The sequence below is a fragment of the Lichenicoccus sp. genome (assembly GCF_965276875.1).
Classification (GTDB): domain Bacteria; phylum Pseudomonadota; class Alphaproteobacteria; order Acetobacterales; family Acetobacteraceae; genus Lichenicoccus.
This window is the reverse complement of the sequence record NZ_OZ255701.1, coordinates 595,531-611,573: the sequence shown is the minus strand read 5'-3', so window position 1 is coordinate 611,573 and position 16,043 is coordinate 595,531. Positions and strand designations below refer to the sequence as shown.

Sequence of the window (16,043 nt, the reverse complement as noted above, 5' to 3'; positions counted from 1 at the left end):
CTCACGAATTGCGCCCGCGCGACAGCCGGTCGAGCACAGCCATGCGCACCGCGACCCCCATCTCGACCTGCTCGGCGATGACGCTCTGGCCGTGATCGGCAACCGCGCTGTCGATCTCGACGCCGCGGTTCATCGGTCCGGGATGCATCACCAGCGCCCCCGGTTTGGCCAGGGCCAGGCGCTCCATGTCGAGGCCGAAGAAGCGGAAGAACTCGCGCGCACTGGGCACCAGGCCCGAGGCCATGCGCTCGCGCTGCAGGCGCAGCATCATCACCACGTCGACGTCACGCAGGCCCAAGGCCATGTCGTGGAACACGCTCACCCCGAGCCGTTCGACTTCGGCCGGGATCAGCGTCGGTGGCCCGATCACCCGGACTTGGCTGCCCATCGCGGTCAGCAGATGGATGTTGGACCGCGCGACCCGGCTATGCGCGATGTCGCCGCAGATCGCCACCGTCAGCCCGGACAGCCGGCCGCAACGGCGGCGGATGGTCAGCGCGTCGAGCAGCGCCTGGGTGGGATGCTCGTGCGTGCCGTCGCCGGCATTGATGACGCTGGCCTCGACCTTTTGCGCGAGCAAAGCAGGGGCGCCGGACTGCGCGTGCCGCACCACCAGCAGGTCGGTGCGCATGGCATTCAGCGTGGCCGCGGTGTCCAGCAGGGTCTCGCCCTTGTTCACCGAGGAGGTGGCGACCGACATGTTGATCACGTCCGCACCCAGACGCTTGCCGGCGAGCTCGAAGCTGGTGCGGGTGCGGGTGGAGTCCTCGAAGAACAGGTTGATCAAGGTGCGTCCGCGCAGCAGGTCGCGGCTGGTCTTGCGCTGCCGGTTGAGCAGCACGTAGCTCTCGGCGAGATCGAGGAACGGCTCGATGCGTGTGGGGTGCATCCCTTGTAGCGCCAGCAGATGGCGATGGCCGTCCTCGGCGCTCGCGAAGAAACGGCCGCCTTCAGCCATTGCAAATGGCACCGATGCGGGCCAGCGTCTCGTCGCGCCCGAGGGCGGCGAGGGTTGCGTCGATCCCAGGGCTCATGGTGCTGCCGGTGACGGCGGCGCGAAGCGGCTGCGCCACCTGGCCGAGCTTGAGCCCGACGCGATCGGCGAAGCGGCGTAGGGCAGTGTCGATGGCGGCCGCGTCGAACGGCTCGATCGGTGAGAGCTCGGCAGCAAGGTCGCGCAGCATCATGCGGTTCTCGGGGCTTAACAGCGCCTGCGCCTTCGGCTCGAAGGTGAGCGGCACCGAGGCAGCCAGGAACGCGGCACTGTCGGTGAGGTCGAGCAGGCTCTTGGCGCGCTCTTTCAGCCCGCCCATCAAGGCCAGGATGCGCGCCGCCGCCGTCTCGTCGACCGGCGTGCCGCGTGCGATGAGGGCGTTCGTCACTTCGGCCGTCAGGCGAGCGTCGCCCGCGCGTCGCAGCCAGACGCCGTTGACCTGGGCGAGCTTGACGTAATCCATGCGCGCCGCCGAGCGGCCGACGCCGTCAAGATCGAACAGGGCGATCTGCTCCTCGCGCGAGAGAATCTCTGCGTCGCCATGGCCCCAGCCGAGCCGCAGCAGATAGTTGCACAGCGCCTCCGGCAGGATGCCCTGGTCGCGGAACTCGACCACGCTCTGCGCGCCGTGCCGCTTGGAGAGCTTGCCACCGTCGGGTCCGTGGATCAGCGGCAAATGCGCGAACTCCGGACGCTGCCAGCCCATCGCGGCATAGATCTGCGCCTGCCTGAAGCTGTTGGTCAGATGGTCGTCGCCGCGGATCACGTGGCTGACCGCCATATCGTGGTCGTCGACCACCACCGCGTGCTGGTAGGTGGGGGTGCCGTCGGCGCGCAGGATGATCATGTCGTCGAGTTCGGCGTTGGCGACACGGACCTCGCCCTGCACCAGGTCGTGCACCACGGTCTCGCCCGATTGCGGTGCGCGCAGGCGGATGGTGAAAGGCGCGCCGGCGGGGGCGTCCGACGGGTCGCGATCGCGCCAGCGCCCGTCATAGCGCGGCGCCCGGCCCTCGGCGGTGGCCTGCTCGCGCATCGCACGCAGCTCGTCGGCGGTGCAGTAGCAGCGATAGGCATGGCCAGCCGCGAGCAGCGCATGCGCGACCTCTGCATGGCGGGCCTGCCGCGCCGACTGGTAGACGGTAGGCTCGTCCCATTCGAGCCCCATCCAGGCCAGCCCGTCGAGGAGCACGTCGACGGCGTGCTGGGTGGAGCGCGCGCGGTCGGTATCCTCGATGCGCAACAGGAAGGCGCCGCCGTGATGGCGGGCGAAAAGAAAGTTGAACAAAGCGGCGCGGGCGTTGCCGACATGCAGCAGGCCGGTCGGGCTCGGCGCGAAGCGGGTACGGACGCTCATCCCGGGCTCTCTAGCATGATGCCAACGCGCGACGATAGGCTGAGCGGCAGGTATGGAAATTATTCCGTAATCGTCATAAACTGCCGTATGTCTGGTGTGGCAGGTCTGGCGCGCGCTCCCGGTCTTGATGCTGTCGCACGTCGGCTGCGGGCGGGCTTTCCGGCGCTCGTCCGGGTGCTGCGTCGGGCCCTGCTGATCGAGCGCGACCGGCTTGCCTTGTGGCTGCCGGTCTGTCTGGGCATCGGCGACCTCGTCTATTTTGCCTCGGCGTCGGAGCCGCCGCGCTGGCCGGTTGAGGGGCTGGCCGTCGCGGCACTGCTGGGGGTGGTGCTGTCGCGCGGCCGCGAGCTGGTGCGGATTGTGGGTGCGGCGCTGCTCGCCGGCTGCATCGGCTTTCTGGCGGCAAGCCTTGCCACCGAGCGGGCGCCGCCGATGCCGGTGATGCCGCGCAAGGCGGCAATCGTCTCCGGCCGGATCGCCGAAATCCAGGTCTATGCGGACGGCGCCCGGCGGGTGGTGCTGGGCCGCCCGGTGATCGACGGCGCAGCCCCGCTGACGCGGCGTCTGCGTATGCGGCTGCGCGCGGACGACGCGCAGGCGGTTGCGGTCGGCGATACGCTGAGCGTGCGCGGGATGTTGCGCGCGCCGCCGCCGCCGTCGCTTCCGGGCGGCCGGGACCTGCAGCGCGAGGCGTTCTTTGATGGCCTTGCAGGGTCGGGCTATGCGCTCAACCCCGCCAAAATCGTGCATCATCCGGCGGCGGCTGACGGCCTGGCCGCGCGTATCCAGCGTCTGCGCGAGACGATCGCGGCCCGCATCCTGCGTGTGCTGCCGGGCGCACGTGGCGCCATAGCGGCGACCCTGCTCACCGGCATCAGCAGCGCGATTCCGCCGGCTGACCGGCAGGCGTTCGCGGTGGCGGGGCTGGCGCATCTGCTCGCCGTGGCGGGGCTGCATCTGGGCATCGTGATGGGTCTGGTGATGGGGCTGCTGCGCATGGGGCTCGCCCTGTGGGAATGGGGCGCGCTGCGACTGCCGACCAGACAGATCGCGGCAGTGGGCGCGCTGATCGCGGGCGGGCTCTACATGACACTGACGGGAATGCACCTGCCGACGATCCGCAGCCTGGCAATGGCCACCCTCGCGGTGGTGGCGCTGATGCTGGGGCGACGACCGGTGTCGATGCGCGGGCTGGGGGCGGCCGCCGTGGTGCTGCTGCTGACCTCGCCGGAGGCGCTGCTCGAAGTGTCGTTTCAGATGAGTTTCGCGGCAGTCCTGGCGCTGATCGCCGGCTACGAGGCGCTGCGCCCGGCGACGGTCGCTTTGTATGGTGACGGCAGCATCCGTCGTCGGTTCGGCCTGCATGTCTGGGCGCTGTTCATGACCAGCCTGCTCGCCGGCGCCGCCTCCACGCCGTATGCGATCTATCATTTCGGCCATGTGCAATTCTATTTCGTGCTCGCCAACCTGGTCGCGGTGCCGATGACGGCGCTGTGGGTGCTGCCGGAGGGGCTGCTGTCGCTGGCGCTGATGCCGTTCGGCCTGGAGCGGATAGCCCTGCTGCCGATGGGCTGGGGCATTGGCGTGATCCTGTGGCTGGCGCATTGGGTCGCGGCACTGCCGGCGTCGAGCATCGTGGTGCCGGCGATGCCGCTGTGGGGGCTGGGGGTGCTCTCGTTCGGCCTGATCTGGCTGTGCCTGCGTCGTGGCGTGTGGCGTCTGCTTGGCGCACTGCCGCTGTGCGTCGGCGTGCTGACGCCGCTGCTCTGCCGGCCGCCCGACCTGCTGGTGTCGGCCGACGCGCGGCTGATCGGGTTGCGGGTGCTGGTTGGCGATGCCACCCGGCTGATGCTGGAGGAGGGCTCCGGGGCGAGTGCGATCACGCTGTCGGACTGGAGCAAGAGCCTGGGCATCGAGGCGGCGCCGGACTACATGCCCGAACGCGGCAGCGTTGGCTCGGCCGCAGGGCCGGTCACCTGCGACGCGGTGGTCTGCCGGATCGTGCGGCGCGGCCAGACCGTGCTGTTGTTGCGGCAGAGCAAGCAGCCGCCGCCGGCTCTCGACTGCGCGGGACTGGCGTTGATCGTCTCGCCGATGCCGGCGCATGCCTGCCGGAGGCGTCCGCGCATCGACCGCTTCACGGTCTGGCGGGAAGGGGCGCAGGCGGTCTGGATCGGGCGCGGCGGCGTGCGGATCGTGTCCGACCAGCAGGTGCGCGGCTGGCGCCCCTGGATCCCGGTTCCCGGCCAGCGTCGTGTGCCGAACCTGCCGATGGCGAAGTCGGAGTGAACAGGCCTCAGGATGGCGCCGGCGTTTTGTCCATGTAGCGGCACAGGTCGGCGACGGCACAGCGCCAGCATTCCGGCCGTCGCGCCTTACAGACGTAGCGTCCGTGCAGGATCAGCCAGTGATGCGCCGGGCGCAGCATCGCCGCCGGGATTTGCGCCAGCAACTTCGCCTCGACGGCACGCGGCGTGCTGCCTGGGGCGAGGCCGGTGCGGTTGCCGACGCGGAATATGTGTGTATCCACCGCCATCGTGCTTTGCCCGAAAGCCACGTTCATCACGACATTGGCGGTCTTGCGGCCGACCCCGGGCAGCGCCTCCAGCGCAGCGCGATCGCTTGGCACAATGCCGCCGTGTTTGGCGATCAGGGCGGCACTCAGGGCGGCGACATGGCGGGCCTTGGTGCGCCACAGCCCGATGCTGCGGATATGATGAGCGATTCCGGCCTCGCCGAGGGCGACCATCGCTGCCGGATCGGGGCCTGCTGCGAACAAACCCACGCTGGCCTTGTTGACCGAGGCGTCCGTCGCCTGCGCCGACAGCACGACCGCGACCAGCAGGGTGAACGGGTCGACGTAGGTCAGTTCGCTTTGCGGGTCCGGGTTGGCGCGGGCCAGGGCCTCGATGAAGCGGCGCGCATGCGGGCGCGACATCACGGCGCGGGGCGCGGGCTTGGCGGCGGGTTTCAAGCAGCACCTCTTGCTTTGTGCGGCGCAACATATTGATGCAATCTCATGCCCTGGAACAACCTGAGGGTGAACGGCAAAAAAATTCTCGCGTAACCGCACTTGAGTGTTGCGGTGGTGAAAGGGTTATCGTAATTTTTTCGTTAAGGAAGATTGCAAGAGCTTGGGCTCATCGGGGGCTTGATGTCCGTGTTCCACGCGCCGCGCGAAGCCATTCTCGTCACCACCACCGCGCTCAGCGGCCTCCTTTGCATAGCCGGTTATCTCGCCAGCTTCGCCATTGGTCGTCGTTTGCATAGCCCTGGCTTGCGTCCCTTGATCGGCCTTGGCGACCTCGTCAAGCCGCTGGCCTTCGGCATGCTGCTTGGCGTCGCCATCCTGTTCCTGGGCCTGCACGGCGACACCGCGTCCCCGTTGCTCGGCGCCCCGCTTCTCCTCTCGGTGCTGCTCTGCGTCGGGCTCGCCGGGATTGGCGCCGGCGGCTGCACGGCGTGGCGCGGCATCGCTGGTCCCAGGGTCAGCGCGCACCACCTGGTTCGCCGCCTGCATGGTGCCGGCAACAGCCACGAGGACGCCATCGCACAGGTCGCGGTGCGGCTCGCACTTGCCGCCGGCTTCGATCCCGCTTACGCCCGCGACCTGCTGGCCGCCGTCTCGTTGCACGATATCGGCAAAGCCGGTGTTCCCGAGGCAATCCTTAGCAAGGAGCGCGCGCTGCCCACCGCGGCGCTGGCGCCCGACGAATGGCGTCTGCTGCAGAACCATACCCGCATCGGCTTTCGCATGCTGGCCCATAGCCGCGAGCCGATGCTCGACCTCGCCGCCGATATCGCTCTGCATCACCATGAAAACTGGGACGGCAGCGGCTATCCGACCGGCCTGGCTGGCGAGCAAATCCCCTTGACCAGCCGTGTCGTCGCCCTGGCCGAGACCTTCGACCGTATTCTTGCAGTCCCCACCGAGGTCGCCTCTCTCGCCGGCAGCCTGCGGGCGCGCGCCGGCACCCAGTTTGATCCGCGCCTGGTCAGCCTGCTGCTGGCCGACCTGCCCGGCATGATCGCCGCACGCGGAGCGAAGGCTGGCATTCGCCCGCGTGCGCCCGCGGTCGCCGGCTGGCAGCCTCCGGCTTCGTTGCGTCCGATGCATCCCAAACCGATGGCGATGTGATAAACCAATCCTGGCTTTTTCGCTTGCCCCTGCTGTAGAGAACGCCGCCCCGGTGCGAAGCGGGGGCGCGCGCAGCAGGACGACCGAGCGTGACCACACCCCGCTTAGATCCGCCCAGCCGGCAAGGCTCCGGCTTTGCCGCCGTGCTCGGCTTCCTGTTGCGGCAGTGGCGTCGCAATCCGCGGCCGCTGCTGGCGGTGGCGCTCGGTATGTCGCTGGCGACCGGAACCGACGTGGTCACCCCGGTCCTCGCCGGCCGCCTGGTGTCGACGGTGACCCAGCACGGCACGCTCACGCACGCGGCCTGGCTGCTCGGCGCCCTGGCCGGGCTCGGCATCCTCGCCTTGCTCGGACGCCGCGCCGGCTTTCTCGGCATCACCCGGCTGTCCTTGCGGATCATGAGCGACGTCGCCTCCGAGGCCTTCGCGCGGGTGCAGCGGTTCTCCTCGGACTGGCACGCCAACAGCTTCGCCGGCAGCACGGTGCGCCGCCTGACCCGCGGCATGTGGGCGATCGACATGCTCGACGACACGCTGCTGCTGATGCTGCTGCCGGAACTGGTGGTGCTGGTCGGCACCACCCTGGTGCTGTTCCTGCGCTGGCCGCTGATGGGCGCGCTGCTCGGGCTGTGCGCGGCCGGGTTCGCGACCGTGTCGTGCCTGCTTACCCTGCGCTATGTCGCGCCTTCGGCCAGCCAGTCCAATCGCTGGGACACCCGTGTCGGCGCCGCCCTGGCGGACGCCATCACCTGCAATCCGGTGGTCAAGGCGTTCGGCGCCGAGGCGCGCGAGGATCGCCGCCTGGCCCGCGTGCTGCAACGCTGGAACGGCCGCACCGCGCGCACCTGGATACGCGGCACCAACAGCGGCAACATCCAGGCGGCCTGCCTGCTGCTGCTGCGGGTCGTGGTGATCGGCGCCGCTTTGCTGCTCTGGCGCGCCGGCCGCGCCGGCGCCGGCGATATCGCCTACGTGTTGACCCTGGTGTTCCTGGTGCAGGGCTATCTGCGCGATATCGGCCAGCAGGTCAGCCAACTGCAGCGCGCCGTCAACGAGATGGAGGAGCTGGTGGCACTGTTCGCCGAGCCGCCCGGGGTCGCCGATAAAACAGGTGCCGCGGCAATCGCGATCAGCCGTGGTGCTGTGCGTCTGGAGCGGATCGGCTTTCGCTACGGCGCCCATCCGACGCCGTTGTTCGAGGATTTGTCGATCGATATTCCCGCCGGCAGCCGGGTGGCGCTGGTCGGCCCTTCCGGCTCCGGCAAGTCCACCCTGGTCAAGCTGATCCAGCGACTCTACGACGTGCAGTCCGGGCGCATCCTGATCGACGGCCAGGACGTCGCCCTGGTCCGCCAGGAAAGCCTGCGCGCGCAGATCGCCACCGTGCCGCAGGAGCCGGTGCTGTTCCATCGCTCGCTGGCTGAGAACATCGCCTATGGCCGGCCGGGTGCCAGCGACGGTGAGATCGCACGGGCAGCGGCGCAGGCGAACGCCGACGGCTTCATCGCCCGCCTGCCGGAGGGCTACGCCACCCTGGTCGGCGAGCGCGGCGTCAAGCTCTCGGGCGGCGAGCGCCAGCGCATCGCCATTGCCCGCGCCTTTCTTGCCGACAGCCGCATCCTGGTGCTCGACGAGGCGACCTCCAGCTTGGACTCCGACTCCGAGGCGCTGGTGCAGGAGGCGATGCAGCGGCTGATGCGCGGCCGCACGGTGATCGTAATCGCGCACCGGCTCTCCACTGTTATCGCCCTGGACCGGATCCTGGTGTTCGCGCATGGACGCCTGGTCGAGGACGGCAGCCACGCCGCCCTGCTGCGCCATCCGGACGGGCTCTACCGGCGTCTGTTCGATCGACAGGCCTTGGGACTCGTTGCTGAATAGATAGGCATTGCCATTGACATCATTCGGTGCCATTTGAGATGCCTGAATGGAGATTGCGATGCGTACCACCCTTGCCATCGACGACGAGCTGCTGGAACGCGCCCAGACCCTCAGCGGCCAGCGCGAGCGTACGGCCCTGGTGCGTGAGGCACTCGGCGCGCTGATCGAGCGCGAGAGCGCGCGACGGCTGGCACGTCTCGGCGGCAGCGAGCCCGGACTCGAGGCCATTCCCCGCCGCCAATCCGATCGCGGCGGGGCGGTATAATCGCGGGCCTGATCCTGGCCGATACATCGGTCTGGATCGACCATCTCCGCGCCGGTGACCTTGGGCTCGAGACGTTGCTACAGGACTGCCGCGTGCTCGGCCACCCGTTCATCATTAACGAACTCGCCCTTGGCTCACTCAGGCAGCGGGGGCAAATCCTCGCGGCCCTCGACGGTCTGCCGCAGGTTGCCATAGCCGGCAACGACGAGGTACGGCATCTGATTGAGCGGCATCGCCTCTACGATATCGGCATCGGGTTCATCGACGCGCATTTGCTCGCATCCAGCCTGCTGACGCGCGACGCTGCCCTCTGGACCCGGGACCGCCGCCTCGCTGCCGCCGCCACCAGGCTCGGTGTTGGCTTCACGCCAACCACTTTCACGCCAACCACTTTCACGCCAACCACTTTCACGCCGGTATGATCTTCGGCGCGTCGGCGGCCAGGGTGCTGCCCACCGAGGCCAGCACGATGCAGCCAATCGCCAGCCAGTGCCAGGCCGAGAGCTGCTCGCCAAGCAACGCCAGCCCGGACAATGCGGCCAGCGCCGGGTCCACGCTGCTCAGCACGCCGTAGCCGCGCGCCGTCATCCGACGCAGGGCGAAGAGTTCGAGCGCGTAGGGCAGGGCGCTGGACAGCACCGCCACCAGCAGGGCCGCGGCCAGCAGTACGGGGCGATGCAGCACCGGCACCATTGCCGGCAGGCAGAACGGCACGATGACGACGGCCGCGACCGCCATGCCAAGGGCCGTCGCCTGGCCGCCCGGCAGCTCTCGGTCAATCCTCTGGCCGGCGAGAACGTAGAGCGCCCAGCCCAGGCCGGCGAGAAAGCCGAATGCGATGCCGATCGGATCGAGACCGCGCAGCGACGTGCGCGGTGCCAGCAGCAGCGCGAGCCCCAGCGCCGCGAGGGCCGCCCAGAGCAGGTCCAGCCTGCGTCGCGAGCCGAAAACGGCAAGGGCCAGCGGTCCGGTGAACTCGATGGCCACCGCGATCCCCAGCGGCAGCCGCGCCAGCGCCAGGTAGAAGCACAGGTTCATCGCCCCGAGCGACAGGCCGTAGGCGATGATCGCGCCTTGCTTGGCCACGCCCCCCGAGGCGGCGCCCGACAGCCGCCGCCACGGTCGCCAGATGGCGGCGAGCAGCACGGCCGCAAGCCCGATCCGCAGCCCCGCCACGCCGAACGGCCCGAGGGCTGTGAACAACGACTTGGCCAGGGCCGCACCGATCTGGAACGAGACGATGGCCGCGAGCAAGGCTGGCGCCGCGAGCACCGCTGGCGCGCCGGCGGACCTCACCGAGATCGCGCGCCGACAGGCACCGCAAACGGCGCGAACGAGATCGCCAGGATCGTGTAGATGGCCTGCTTGAAGCCGACCTCCTGGGCCGGCAGCGCCGCCAGTTCCAGCCACTTCCAGGCATCGAACTCGGGGTGCGGGTCGAGATCGAGCCGGATATCGGAGTCCGAGCCGGTGAAGCGCAGCGCGAACCAGCGCTGGCGCTGACCTCGGTAGCGGCCGCCGAGCGAGCGGCCGATCAGGTGCGCCGGCAGATCGTAGGACAGCCAATCGGGATGCTCGCCGATGATCTCGGCCTGGTCGGTGCCGATCTCCTCGCGCAGTTCGCGCAGCACCGCGGCAGCCGGCGCCTCGTTCGCATCGATGCCGCCCTGCGGCAGTTGCCACACGCGCGAACCGTTTCGCAGGTCGGCACGTCGCGCCACCAGCACCAGCCCGTCGCGGTTGAACAAGGCGGCGCCGACATTCGGACGGTAGGGCAGGTGGGCGAACGCATCCTCGACGTCACCGGGGACCATGCTGAACCATCCCTTGCTGCGCGGTAACAGGGTCATGCACCAGGCTGCTCACCGGCACCAGCACCAGGCCACGCGCTCGCAGGCCGTGCGCCCAATCGGCCAGACGTGTAACGGTGACCGGAAAGATCGGCCCGGCGACGCCTATGGCGCTGCCCTTGCGGCGTGCCAGTCGCTCGAGTGCCGCCAACCCCCGGTCGATGGTGGCGGCATCCGGCGGATCGTCCAGACGCAGGTCGGCGTCCACCCAGGCGACCCCGACCGGCGGCTTCGCACCCGCAGTCGCATCGAGGTAGAACAATCCGCGCCGGCCCAGGCGCCGGGTAACGTCGTCGAACTGCTCGGACTCCGCGAACCCCGTCCCGGCCATGCCGAGAAAGGCGTTGGTGACGCCGGCATAGCCGGCAAAGCGCGAGAGTGCCCATTGCAGGCGGGTAAGGTTCGTTGCGTCGCTGACCTGCTCGGTCAGGGCGAAGCCACCCTCGTCGTCGAGCGGTGCCCCGGCCGGCTGCATCGGCAATGACAACAGGATCTCGTGGCCCGCCTCGCGCGCGGCCTTCAGCAGTGCCGCGGGGGCGACGGCGTAGGGGGAGACCGCCAGGCTCACCGCGGCAGGTAGCGTGTCGATGGCATCGAGGCTTGCCGCCGATGACAGACCCATACCGTCCAGCAGGATGGCAACCCGCTTGAAGCCAGCCGGCACTGCCGGCGTCGCCGCGGCGTAGACCGTCCGGGCCTGGCGTCCGTCGGCGGCGATCCGTGGTATCATGCCGCCCTTGACCAGAGGTGCTGGCTCCAGCAGCGCGGACTCCGGGACGGCGGGCTCCGCGTGCGGCGGCGGACCTGGCACCGGGGCACCTGAATGCTTTGTGCCGATAGGCCTGGGCACGGCGCGCGGGGGCGGCGGCCCCAGCCATTGCAGTGTCCCCGCGACGCCAAGTGCAGCAATCAGCAGCACCGCCCAGAAGGCCAGCAGCGCCCGCCCGGCGCGCGACCGTGGCAACCATCCCAAGCGTGCGGGGTTTCCTGCAGGCTTGCGTCGTTCAGGGTCCGGCGTGCTGGCGCTCCGCGATCATCGCATGGATCACCTTCAGACCCTGCTGCAACTGGAAGTCGGTCGAGGGCTTGGTCGGATCGAACGCCGGCCAGTTGGCGGGCGGCTTTTCCGGGATGGTCTTGGCGATTGCCGGCAGGTCTGCGCGGGGTGGGGCCACCCCGGTGCCGCCCTGGTTGGTGATGGTGTGGTCGAGATTGGACTCACGCGGCAGGAAGCGGGCGAGGTCGTCGCGGCTCTCCTGCACCTTGATGTCCGGGGTGATGCCGAGTCCCTGGATCGAGCGTCCCGAGGGTGTGTAGTAGCGCGCCGTGGTCAATCGGATGGCGCCGTGTCCGGGGAACGGGATCAGGGTCTGCACCGAGCCCTTGCCGAACGAGCGCTGCCCCAGGGTCACCGAGCGCTGATGGTCCTGCAGGGCGCCGGAGACGATTTCGCTGGCTGACGCGGTGCCCTGGTTGATCAGCACCAGGATCGGGGCGCCGTCGGTGATGTCCGCGCCGTGCGCGTTCATCCGCTCGCTGTCCTGCGGGTGACGCGAGCGGGTCGAGACGACCTCGCCCGAGGTAATGAAGTCGTCGCACACATCCACCGCCTGCTCCAGCAGGCCGCCCGGATCGTTTCGCAAATCCAGCACCAGGCCCGACAGGCTGCCGCCGGCCTGCTTGCTGAGCTTGGCATAGGCGGCGCGCAGGCCGGAGTCGGTCTCCTCGTCGAACTGCGCGATTCGGATGTAGCCGACCTTGCCGTAGAGTGCCGATTTGATCGTCTCGAGATGGATGATTTCACGTTTCAGACTGACGTCGAACGGCTTGGCGACGCCGGGGCGCTTGATGCCCAGGGTGATGGTCGAGCCCGGTGGACCGCGCATCTTGTCGACCGCGTCGTTGAGCGACATCCCGTCCGTGCTCTTCTGGTTGACCGACAGGATCAGGTCGCCCGGCTTCATGCCGGCGTGCGCCGCGGGTGTGCCGTCCATCGGCGTAATGACCTTGATCAGCCCGCTTTCGCCGGTGACTTCCAGCCCGAGGCCGCCGAACTCGCCACGGGTCTGCACCTGCATGTCGGCATATTGCTTCTCGGTCATGTAGGCGCTGTGCGGATCGAGGCCGGAGAGCATGCCGTCGAGCGCATTGTCGATCAGCGTGCGGTCGGTGACCGGCTCGACATAATCGGCGCGCACGCGTTCGAAGACGTCGCCGAACAGGGTCAGCAGCCGGTAGGTCTCGGCATGGGCGTTGGCTTGCCCGGCCTCGTCGGCTCGGGCTGAGGCCATCAAGGCGGCCGTCAGGGAGCCACCACGATGCCACACCAGGCCACCGATATCGGGGCCCGCCGCGACGCCGGCGGCAAAGGCCGCGCCGAGCAACAGGCCAGTGCGCAATTTCATCCGAACTCTCTCCCAGTGGCGCCAATCATGGGCAGATCCATCATGAGGGACATTGCGGCGTCTTGCCACTGTTCTGCGACATCGCCGTCACGACCCGCGTCCCAGGAAGCCCATCGGATCGACCGCCTCGCTGCCGTGGCGCAGCTGCACATACAGTGCCGGCCTGCCGATCTTGCTATCCGCATGCCAGTCCGGCATCCGCCCCAGCGGTGCGCCCGTGCGCAAGGTCTGACCGATCGCGACATCCAGCCGGTCCAGTCCCGCCAGCACAAAGCGGTATCCGTGCCCGCAATCGAGGATCACCAGATGGCCGTAGGAGCGGAACGGGCCGGCGAAATCGACCTGACCGCGGCAGGGCGCGGTGACCACAGCCAGCGCCGGCGGGGCGTAGGTGACGCCGTGCGCCGGACCCGCGTCGGTATGCGCGCCCCAATGTTGCACCATTGCTCCCGCCACCGGGGCCATGATCTGGGCGTTCCTGGGCGCGCGGCTGGTGAGACCCGAACCTGTGGCGGTTTGCGCGCGCGCCGCACGCGCCGCGCGCTGGAACCGTGCCGCCGCCGCTTGCTCTGTCGCCGCCAGACGGGCGATGGCACCCTTCAGATCGGCGGCGTGTGCTGCGTCGGCGGCCGCCGCGCGTGCTGCGCGATCGACGGCTTCCTGCGCCGTCTGTTGTGCGGCTGCCGCTGCCTGCGCGCGCGCCTCGACCTGCGCGCCGCGCGCCGCCTGCTCGTGCCTGAGCAACATGAGGCCGCGATCCTGCGCCCGCAGCGTGGCACTCAGCCGGTCGATCTCGTGCAGGTGCGCGCGCAGCGCCTCGGTGCGCGCTTGCAGCTGTGCTCCGAGCCCGCGCAGCACAGCCAGGCCGCTCAGCGTATTGGCCGGATCGGTGGGGGCCGCGAGCAGGGTCTCCGCCGGATACAGCGACAGCCGCAAGGCCAGCGGCAGCAGGGCTTCGAGGCCCGCGCGTTCGCGCCTCAATGCCGCCTGCAGATCGCGCCGGCGCGTGTCCAGGGCGTCGATCCGGGCTTGCGTCGCCGCGGCCAGGTCTTCGGTGTGGCGCAGGTGTCGCGCCGCGTTGCGCGCCTGCTGCGACAACGCGTCGGCTTCGGCGCGGTGGCGTCTGGCTTGCGATGCAGCCATGTGTCGAGCCGCGTTGTGCGTCGCCCCCCGTCCTGCCGCCCCCCATCCTGCCGCCGTGTGGCCTGCCATCACGCCTGCGAGCAGCAGGGCGCCCGGGGCAAGCAGCCGCGCCGACCGGTTCAGGTGCGGCTGGCGGCGGGGGCCAGCAGCGATGTGCCGGTCATCAGCGCCGGCTGCGCCAAGCCCATTAAAGCGAGCAGGGTGGGAGCCAGATCGGCGAGGCGGCCGTCCTGCAACGATGCCCCCGAAAGACCGGACAGCAGCACCGGCACCACGTTGAGCGTATGCGCGGTATGTGGAGCGCCGGTTTCGGGATCGCGCATCATCTCGCAATTGCCGTGATCGGCGGTGGCGAGCAACACCCCGCCGGCGGCATCGAGTGCGCGTGCGATCCGTCCCAGACAGGTATCGACGGTCTCCACCGCGCGGATCGCAGCCTGAAGGTCACCGGTGTGGCCGACCATGTCGGGGTTGGCGAAATTCAGCACGATCAGGTCGTACTGCCCGGAGCCGATCGCCTCGACCGCGCGGTCGGTGAGTTCGGGCGCCGACATCTCCGGCTGCAGGTCGTAGGTCGCGACCTTCGGCGAGGGCACCATGATCCGGTCCTCGCCGGGCAGCACCGCCTCGCGTCCGCCATTGAGGAAATAGGTGACGTGCGGATATTTCTCGGTCTCGGCCATGCGCAACTGCCGTCGCCCCGCGGCCGAGACGATGTTGCCAAGCAGATCGTCGAGGCTTTGCGGCGTGAACAGCACCTCGATGCGGCCGGCGAGACGGTCGCTGTAGCGGGTCATGCCGACGGCGCAGGCGAGTTGCGGCCGGCGCGCGGGCGCAAAGCCCGCAAAGTCCGGATCGAGCAGGGCGTCGAGCAGTTCGCGAATACGGTCGGCGCGAAAATTAAATGACAGCACTGCGTCACCGTCCTGCATGCCGCGATAGTCGCCGATCACCGTGGGCGGCACGAACTCGTCGGTCACCGACACCGCATAGGCGCCTGCCAGCACGGCGTCCGGACCATCGGCGCGTGGGCCCTCCCCGGAGACGATGGCGTCATAGGCGCGCTGAACCCGGTCCCAGCGATTGTCCCGGTCCATGGCGAAATAGCGGCCGCTGATCGTGCCGATCGCCACGTCCGCGGGCAGACCCGCCGCAAGCCGCGCCAGAAACCCGCGACCGGATTGCGGCGGCGTGTCCCGGCCGTCGGTAAAGACGTGCAGCACCACCGGGACATCTGCCTCGTGCAACAGCCGGGCCAGGCTTGCGGCATGGTCCTGGTGCGCGTGCACCCCACCCGGCGAGACCAGGCCGAGCAGGTGGCAGGTGCCGCCGGTCTCTCGCAAGCGGGCGATCAGCCCCTCCATCGCTGGCATCGAGGCGACGGCATTGGTCTCAAAGGCATGGGTGATACGCGGCAGTTCCTGCATCACCACCCGGCCGGCGCCGATATTCAGATGGCCGACCTCGGAATTGCCCATCTGCCCGTCGGGCAGGCCGACATCGCGGCCGCAGGTGCGCAGGAACGCGGTCGGACCCTCCGCCCAGAGCCGGTCGAATTGCGGAGTCCGGGCCATCCGGACGGCATTGTCGGCATCATCCTCACGCCAGCCGAACCCGTCGAGGATGACCAGCATGGCTGGTTTGCGATGGCCCATGGCTGCTACCCGCCTGATTGCACGCGGAGCATCGCATCGATCGGCTTCCCTGTCAGGTCGGCAATGAAGCGGTCGGCTTGTCGACGTTGGACGTGTGGCTCATCCGGTGGCCATACGCCGTATTCCAGGCGGTCCATCGCCGCTGTCCCTGCCGTCGTCCGGACCGGTGCTGCCGCCAGTGGCCGGCGGGTCGCTCGCCGGAAACGTCTCCTCGACGCCCTCATCGATGCGCTCTTCTTCCGGTTGCGTGTCGAGAGGCGAGAGGGTGTCGGACATGGCTGGGTGCTCCTCGGTGACATGTATCCAAGACCGGGCGCGGCCCTGGGTTTCCGCGCGCTCGACCCCATCTCACACCA

General features: G+C 69.2%; 15 protein-coding genes. 5 read left to right on the top strand and 10 right to left on the bottom strand.

The features are described from left to right. Nucleotide 1: 1 nt before the first annotated feature. Entirely contained in the window at nt 2-958 is a 957-nt protein-coding gene (locus ACQY4K_RS03025) for an aspartate carbamoyltransferase catalytic subunit (protein ID WP_428393311.1), read from the bottom strand. Beyond that, a complete protein-coding gene (gltX, locus tag ACQY4K_RS03020) occupies nt 951-2,351 on the bottom strand; it encodes a glutamate--tRNA ligase (protein ID WP_428393310.1) in 1,401 nt (466 codons plus the stop codon). The genes ACQY4K_RS03025 and gltX overlap by 8 nt, the downstream gene beginning before the upstream one ends. An 87-nt stretch (nt 2,352-2,438) precedes the next feature. Between gltX and ACQY4K_RS03015 the strand changes: the two genes are divergently transcribed. Beyond that, nucleotides 2,439-4,640, top strand: a complete 2,202-nt coding sequence (locus tag ACQY4K_RS03015; RefSeq protein WP_428393308.1) for a ComEC/Rec2 family competence protein — start codon at nt 2,439-2,441, stop codon at nt 4,638-4,640. A 7-nt stretch (nt 4,641-4,647) separates the two neighbouring features. Here the strand turns inward: ACQY4K_RS03015 and nth are convergent, their stop codons facing one another. Beyond that, nucleotides 4,648-5,289, bottom strand: a complete 642-nt coding sequence (gene nth / locus ACQY4K_RS03010) for an endonuclease III (protein ID WP_428395932.1) — start codon at nt 5,287-5,289, stop codon at nt 4,648-4,650. A gap of 216 nt (nt 5,290-5,505) precedes the next feature. Here nth and ACQY4K_RS03005 point away from each other — a divergent pair, with 216 nt between their 5' ends. The 4 genes from ACQY4K_RS03005 (at nt 5,506) to ACQY4K_RS02990 (ending at nt 9,056) form a co-directional block, all read left to right on the top strand. Then, nucleotides 5,506-6,489 carry an HD-GYP domain-containing protein gene (locus ACQY4K_RS03005; protein WP_428393306.1) on the top strand — a complete coding sequence of 328 codons (984 nt, stop codon included), beginning with the start codon at nt 5,506-5,508 and terminating at the stop codon, nt 6,487-6,489. A gap of 89 nt (nt 6,490-6,578) precedes the next feature. After that, nucleotides 6,579-8,369, top strand: a complete 1,791-nt coding sequence (locus ACQY4K_RS03000; protein ID WP_428393304.1) for an ABC transporter ATP-binding protein — start codon at nt 6,579-6,581, stop codon at nt 8,367-8,369. 58 nt (nt 8,370-8,427) lie between these two features. Further along, entirely contained in the window at nt 8,428-8,634 is a 207-nt protein-coding gene (locus ACQY4K_RS02995; RefSeq protein WP_428393302.1) for a type II toxin-antitoxin system VapB family antitoxin, read from the top strand. Beyond that, a complete protein-coding gene (locus ACQY4K_RS02990) occupies nt 8,610-9,056 on the top strand; it encodes a type II toxin-antitoxin system VapC family toxin (RefSeq protein ID WP_428395930.1) in 447 nt (148 codons plus the stop codon). The genes ACQY4K_RS02995 and ACQY4K_RS02990 overlap by 25 nt, the downstream gene beginning before the upstream one ends. Here ACQY4K_RS02990 and ACQY4K_RS02985 read toward each other — a convergent pair. The 7 genes from ACQY4K_RS02985 to ACQY4K_RS02955 all read right to left on the bottom strand — a co-directional run bounded on the left by ACQY4K_RS02985 (nt 9,043) and on the right by ACQY4K_RS02955 (nt 15,963). Further along, complete coding sequence (locus ACQY4K_RS02985; RefSeq protein WP_428393300.1) at nt 9,043-9,930, bottom strand: EamA family transporter; 888 nt, start codon at nt 9,928-9,930, stop codon at nt 9,043-9,045. The genes ACQY4K_RS02990 and ACQY4K_RS02985 overlap by 14 nt on opposite strands. Beyond that, a complete protein-coding gene (locus ACQY4K_RS02980; protein ID WP_428393298.1) occupies nt 9,927-10,448 on the bottom strand; it encodes an RNA pyrophosphohydrolase in 522 nt (173 codons plus the stop codon). The genes ACQY4K_RS02985 and ACQY4K_RS02980 overlap by 4 nt, the downstream gene beginning before the upstream one ends. Then, the gene (locus tag ACQY4K_RS02975; protein ID WP_428393296.1) at nt 10,435-11,457 is read right to left on the bottom strand and encodes a divergent polysaccharide deacetylase family protein; all 1,023 of its coding nucleotides are present in this window, start codon (nt 11,455-11,457) and stop codon (nt 10,435-10,437) included. The genes ACQY4K_RS02980 and ACQY4K_RS02975 overlap by 14 nt, the downstream gene beginning before the upstream one ends. 31 nt (nt 11,458-11,488) lie before the next feature. Further along, nucleotides 11,489-12,889, bottom strand: coding sequence for a S41 family peptidase (locus tag ACQY4K_RS02970; RefSeq protein ID WP_428393294.1), 1,401 nt, complete (start codon nt 12,887-12,889; stop codon nt 11,489-11,491). Nucleotides 12,890-12,976: 87 nt separating this feature from the next. Then, nucleotides 12,977-14,032, bottom strand: a complete 1,056-nt coding sequence (locus ACQY4K_RS02965) for a murein hydrolase activator EnvC family protein (protein WP_428393292.1) — start codon at nt 14,030-14,032, stop codon at nt 12,977-12,979. Between the two features lie 119 nt (nt 14,033-14,151). Further along, nucleotides 14,152-15,666, bottom strand: a complete 1,515-nt coding sequence (gene gpmI / locus ACQY4K_RS02960; protein ID WP_428393290.1) for a 2,3-bisphosphoglycerate-independent phosphoglycerate mutase — start codon at nt 15,664-15,666, stop codon at nt 14,152-14,154. Between the two features lie 120 nt (nt 15,667-15,786). Continuing rightward, nucleotides 15,787-15,963, bottom strand: a complete 177-nt coding sequence (locus ACQY4K_RS02955) for a hypothetical protein (RefSeq protein WP_428393289.1) — start codon at nt 15,961-15,963, stop codon at nt 15,787-15,789. Between the last annotated feature and the right edge of the window lie 80 nt (nt 15,964-16,043).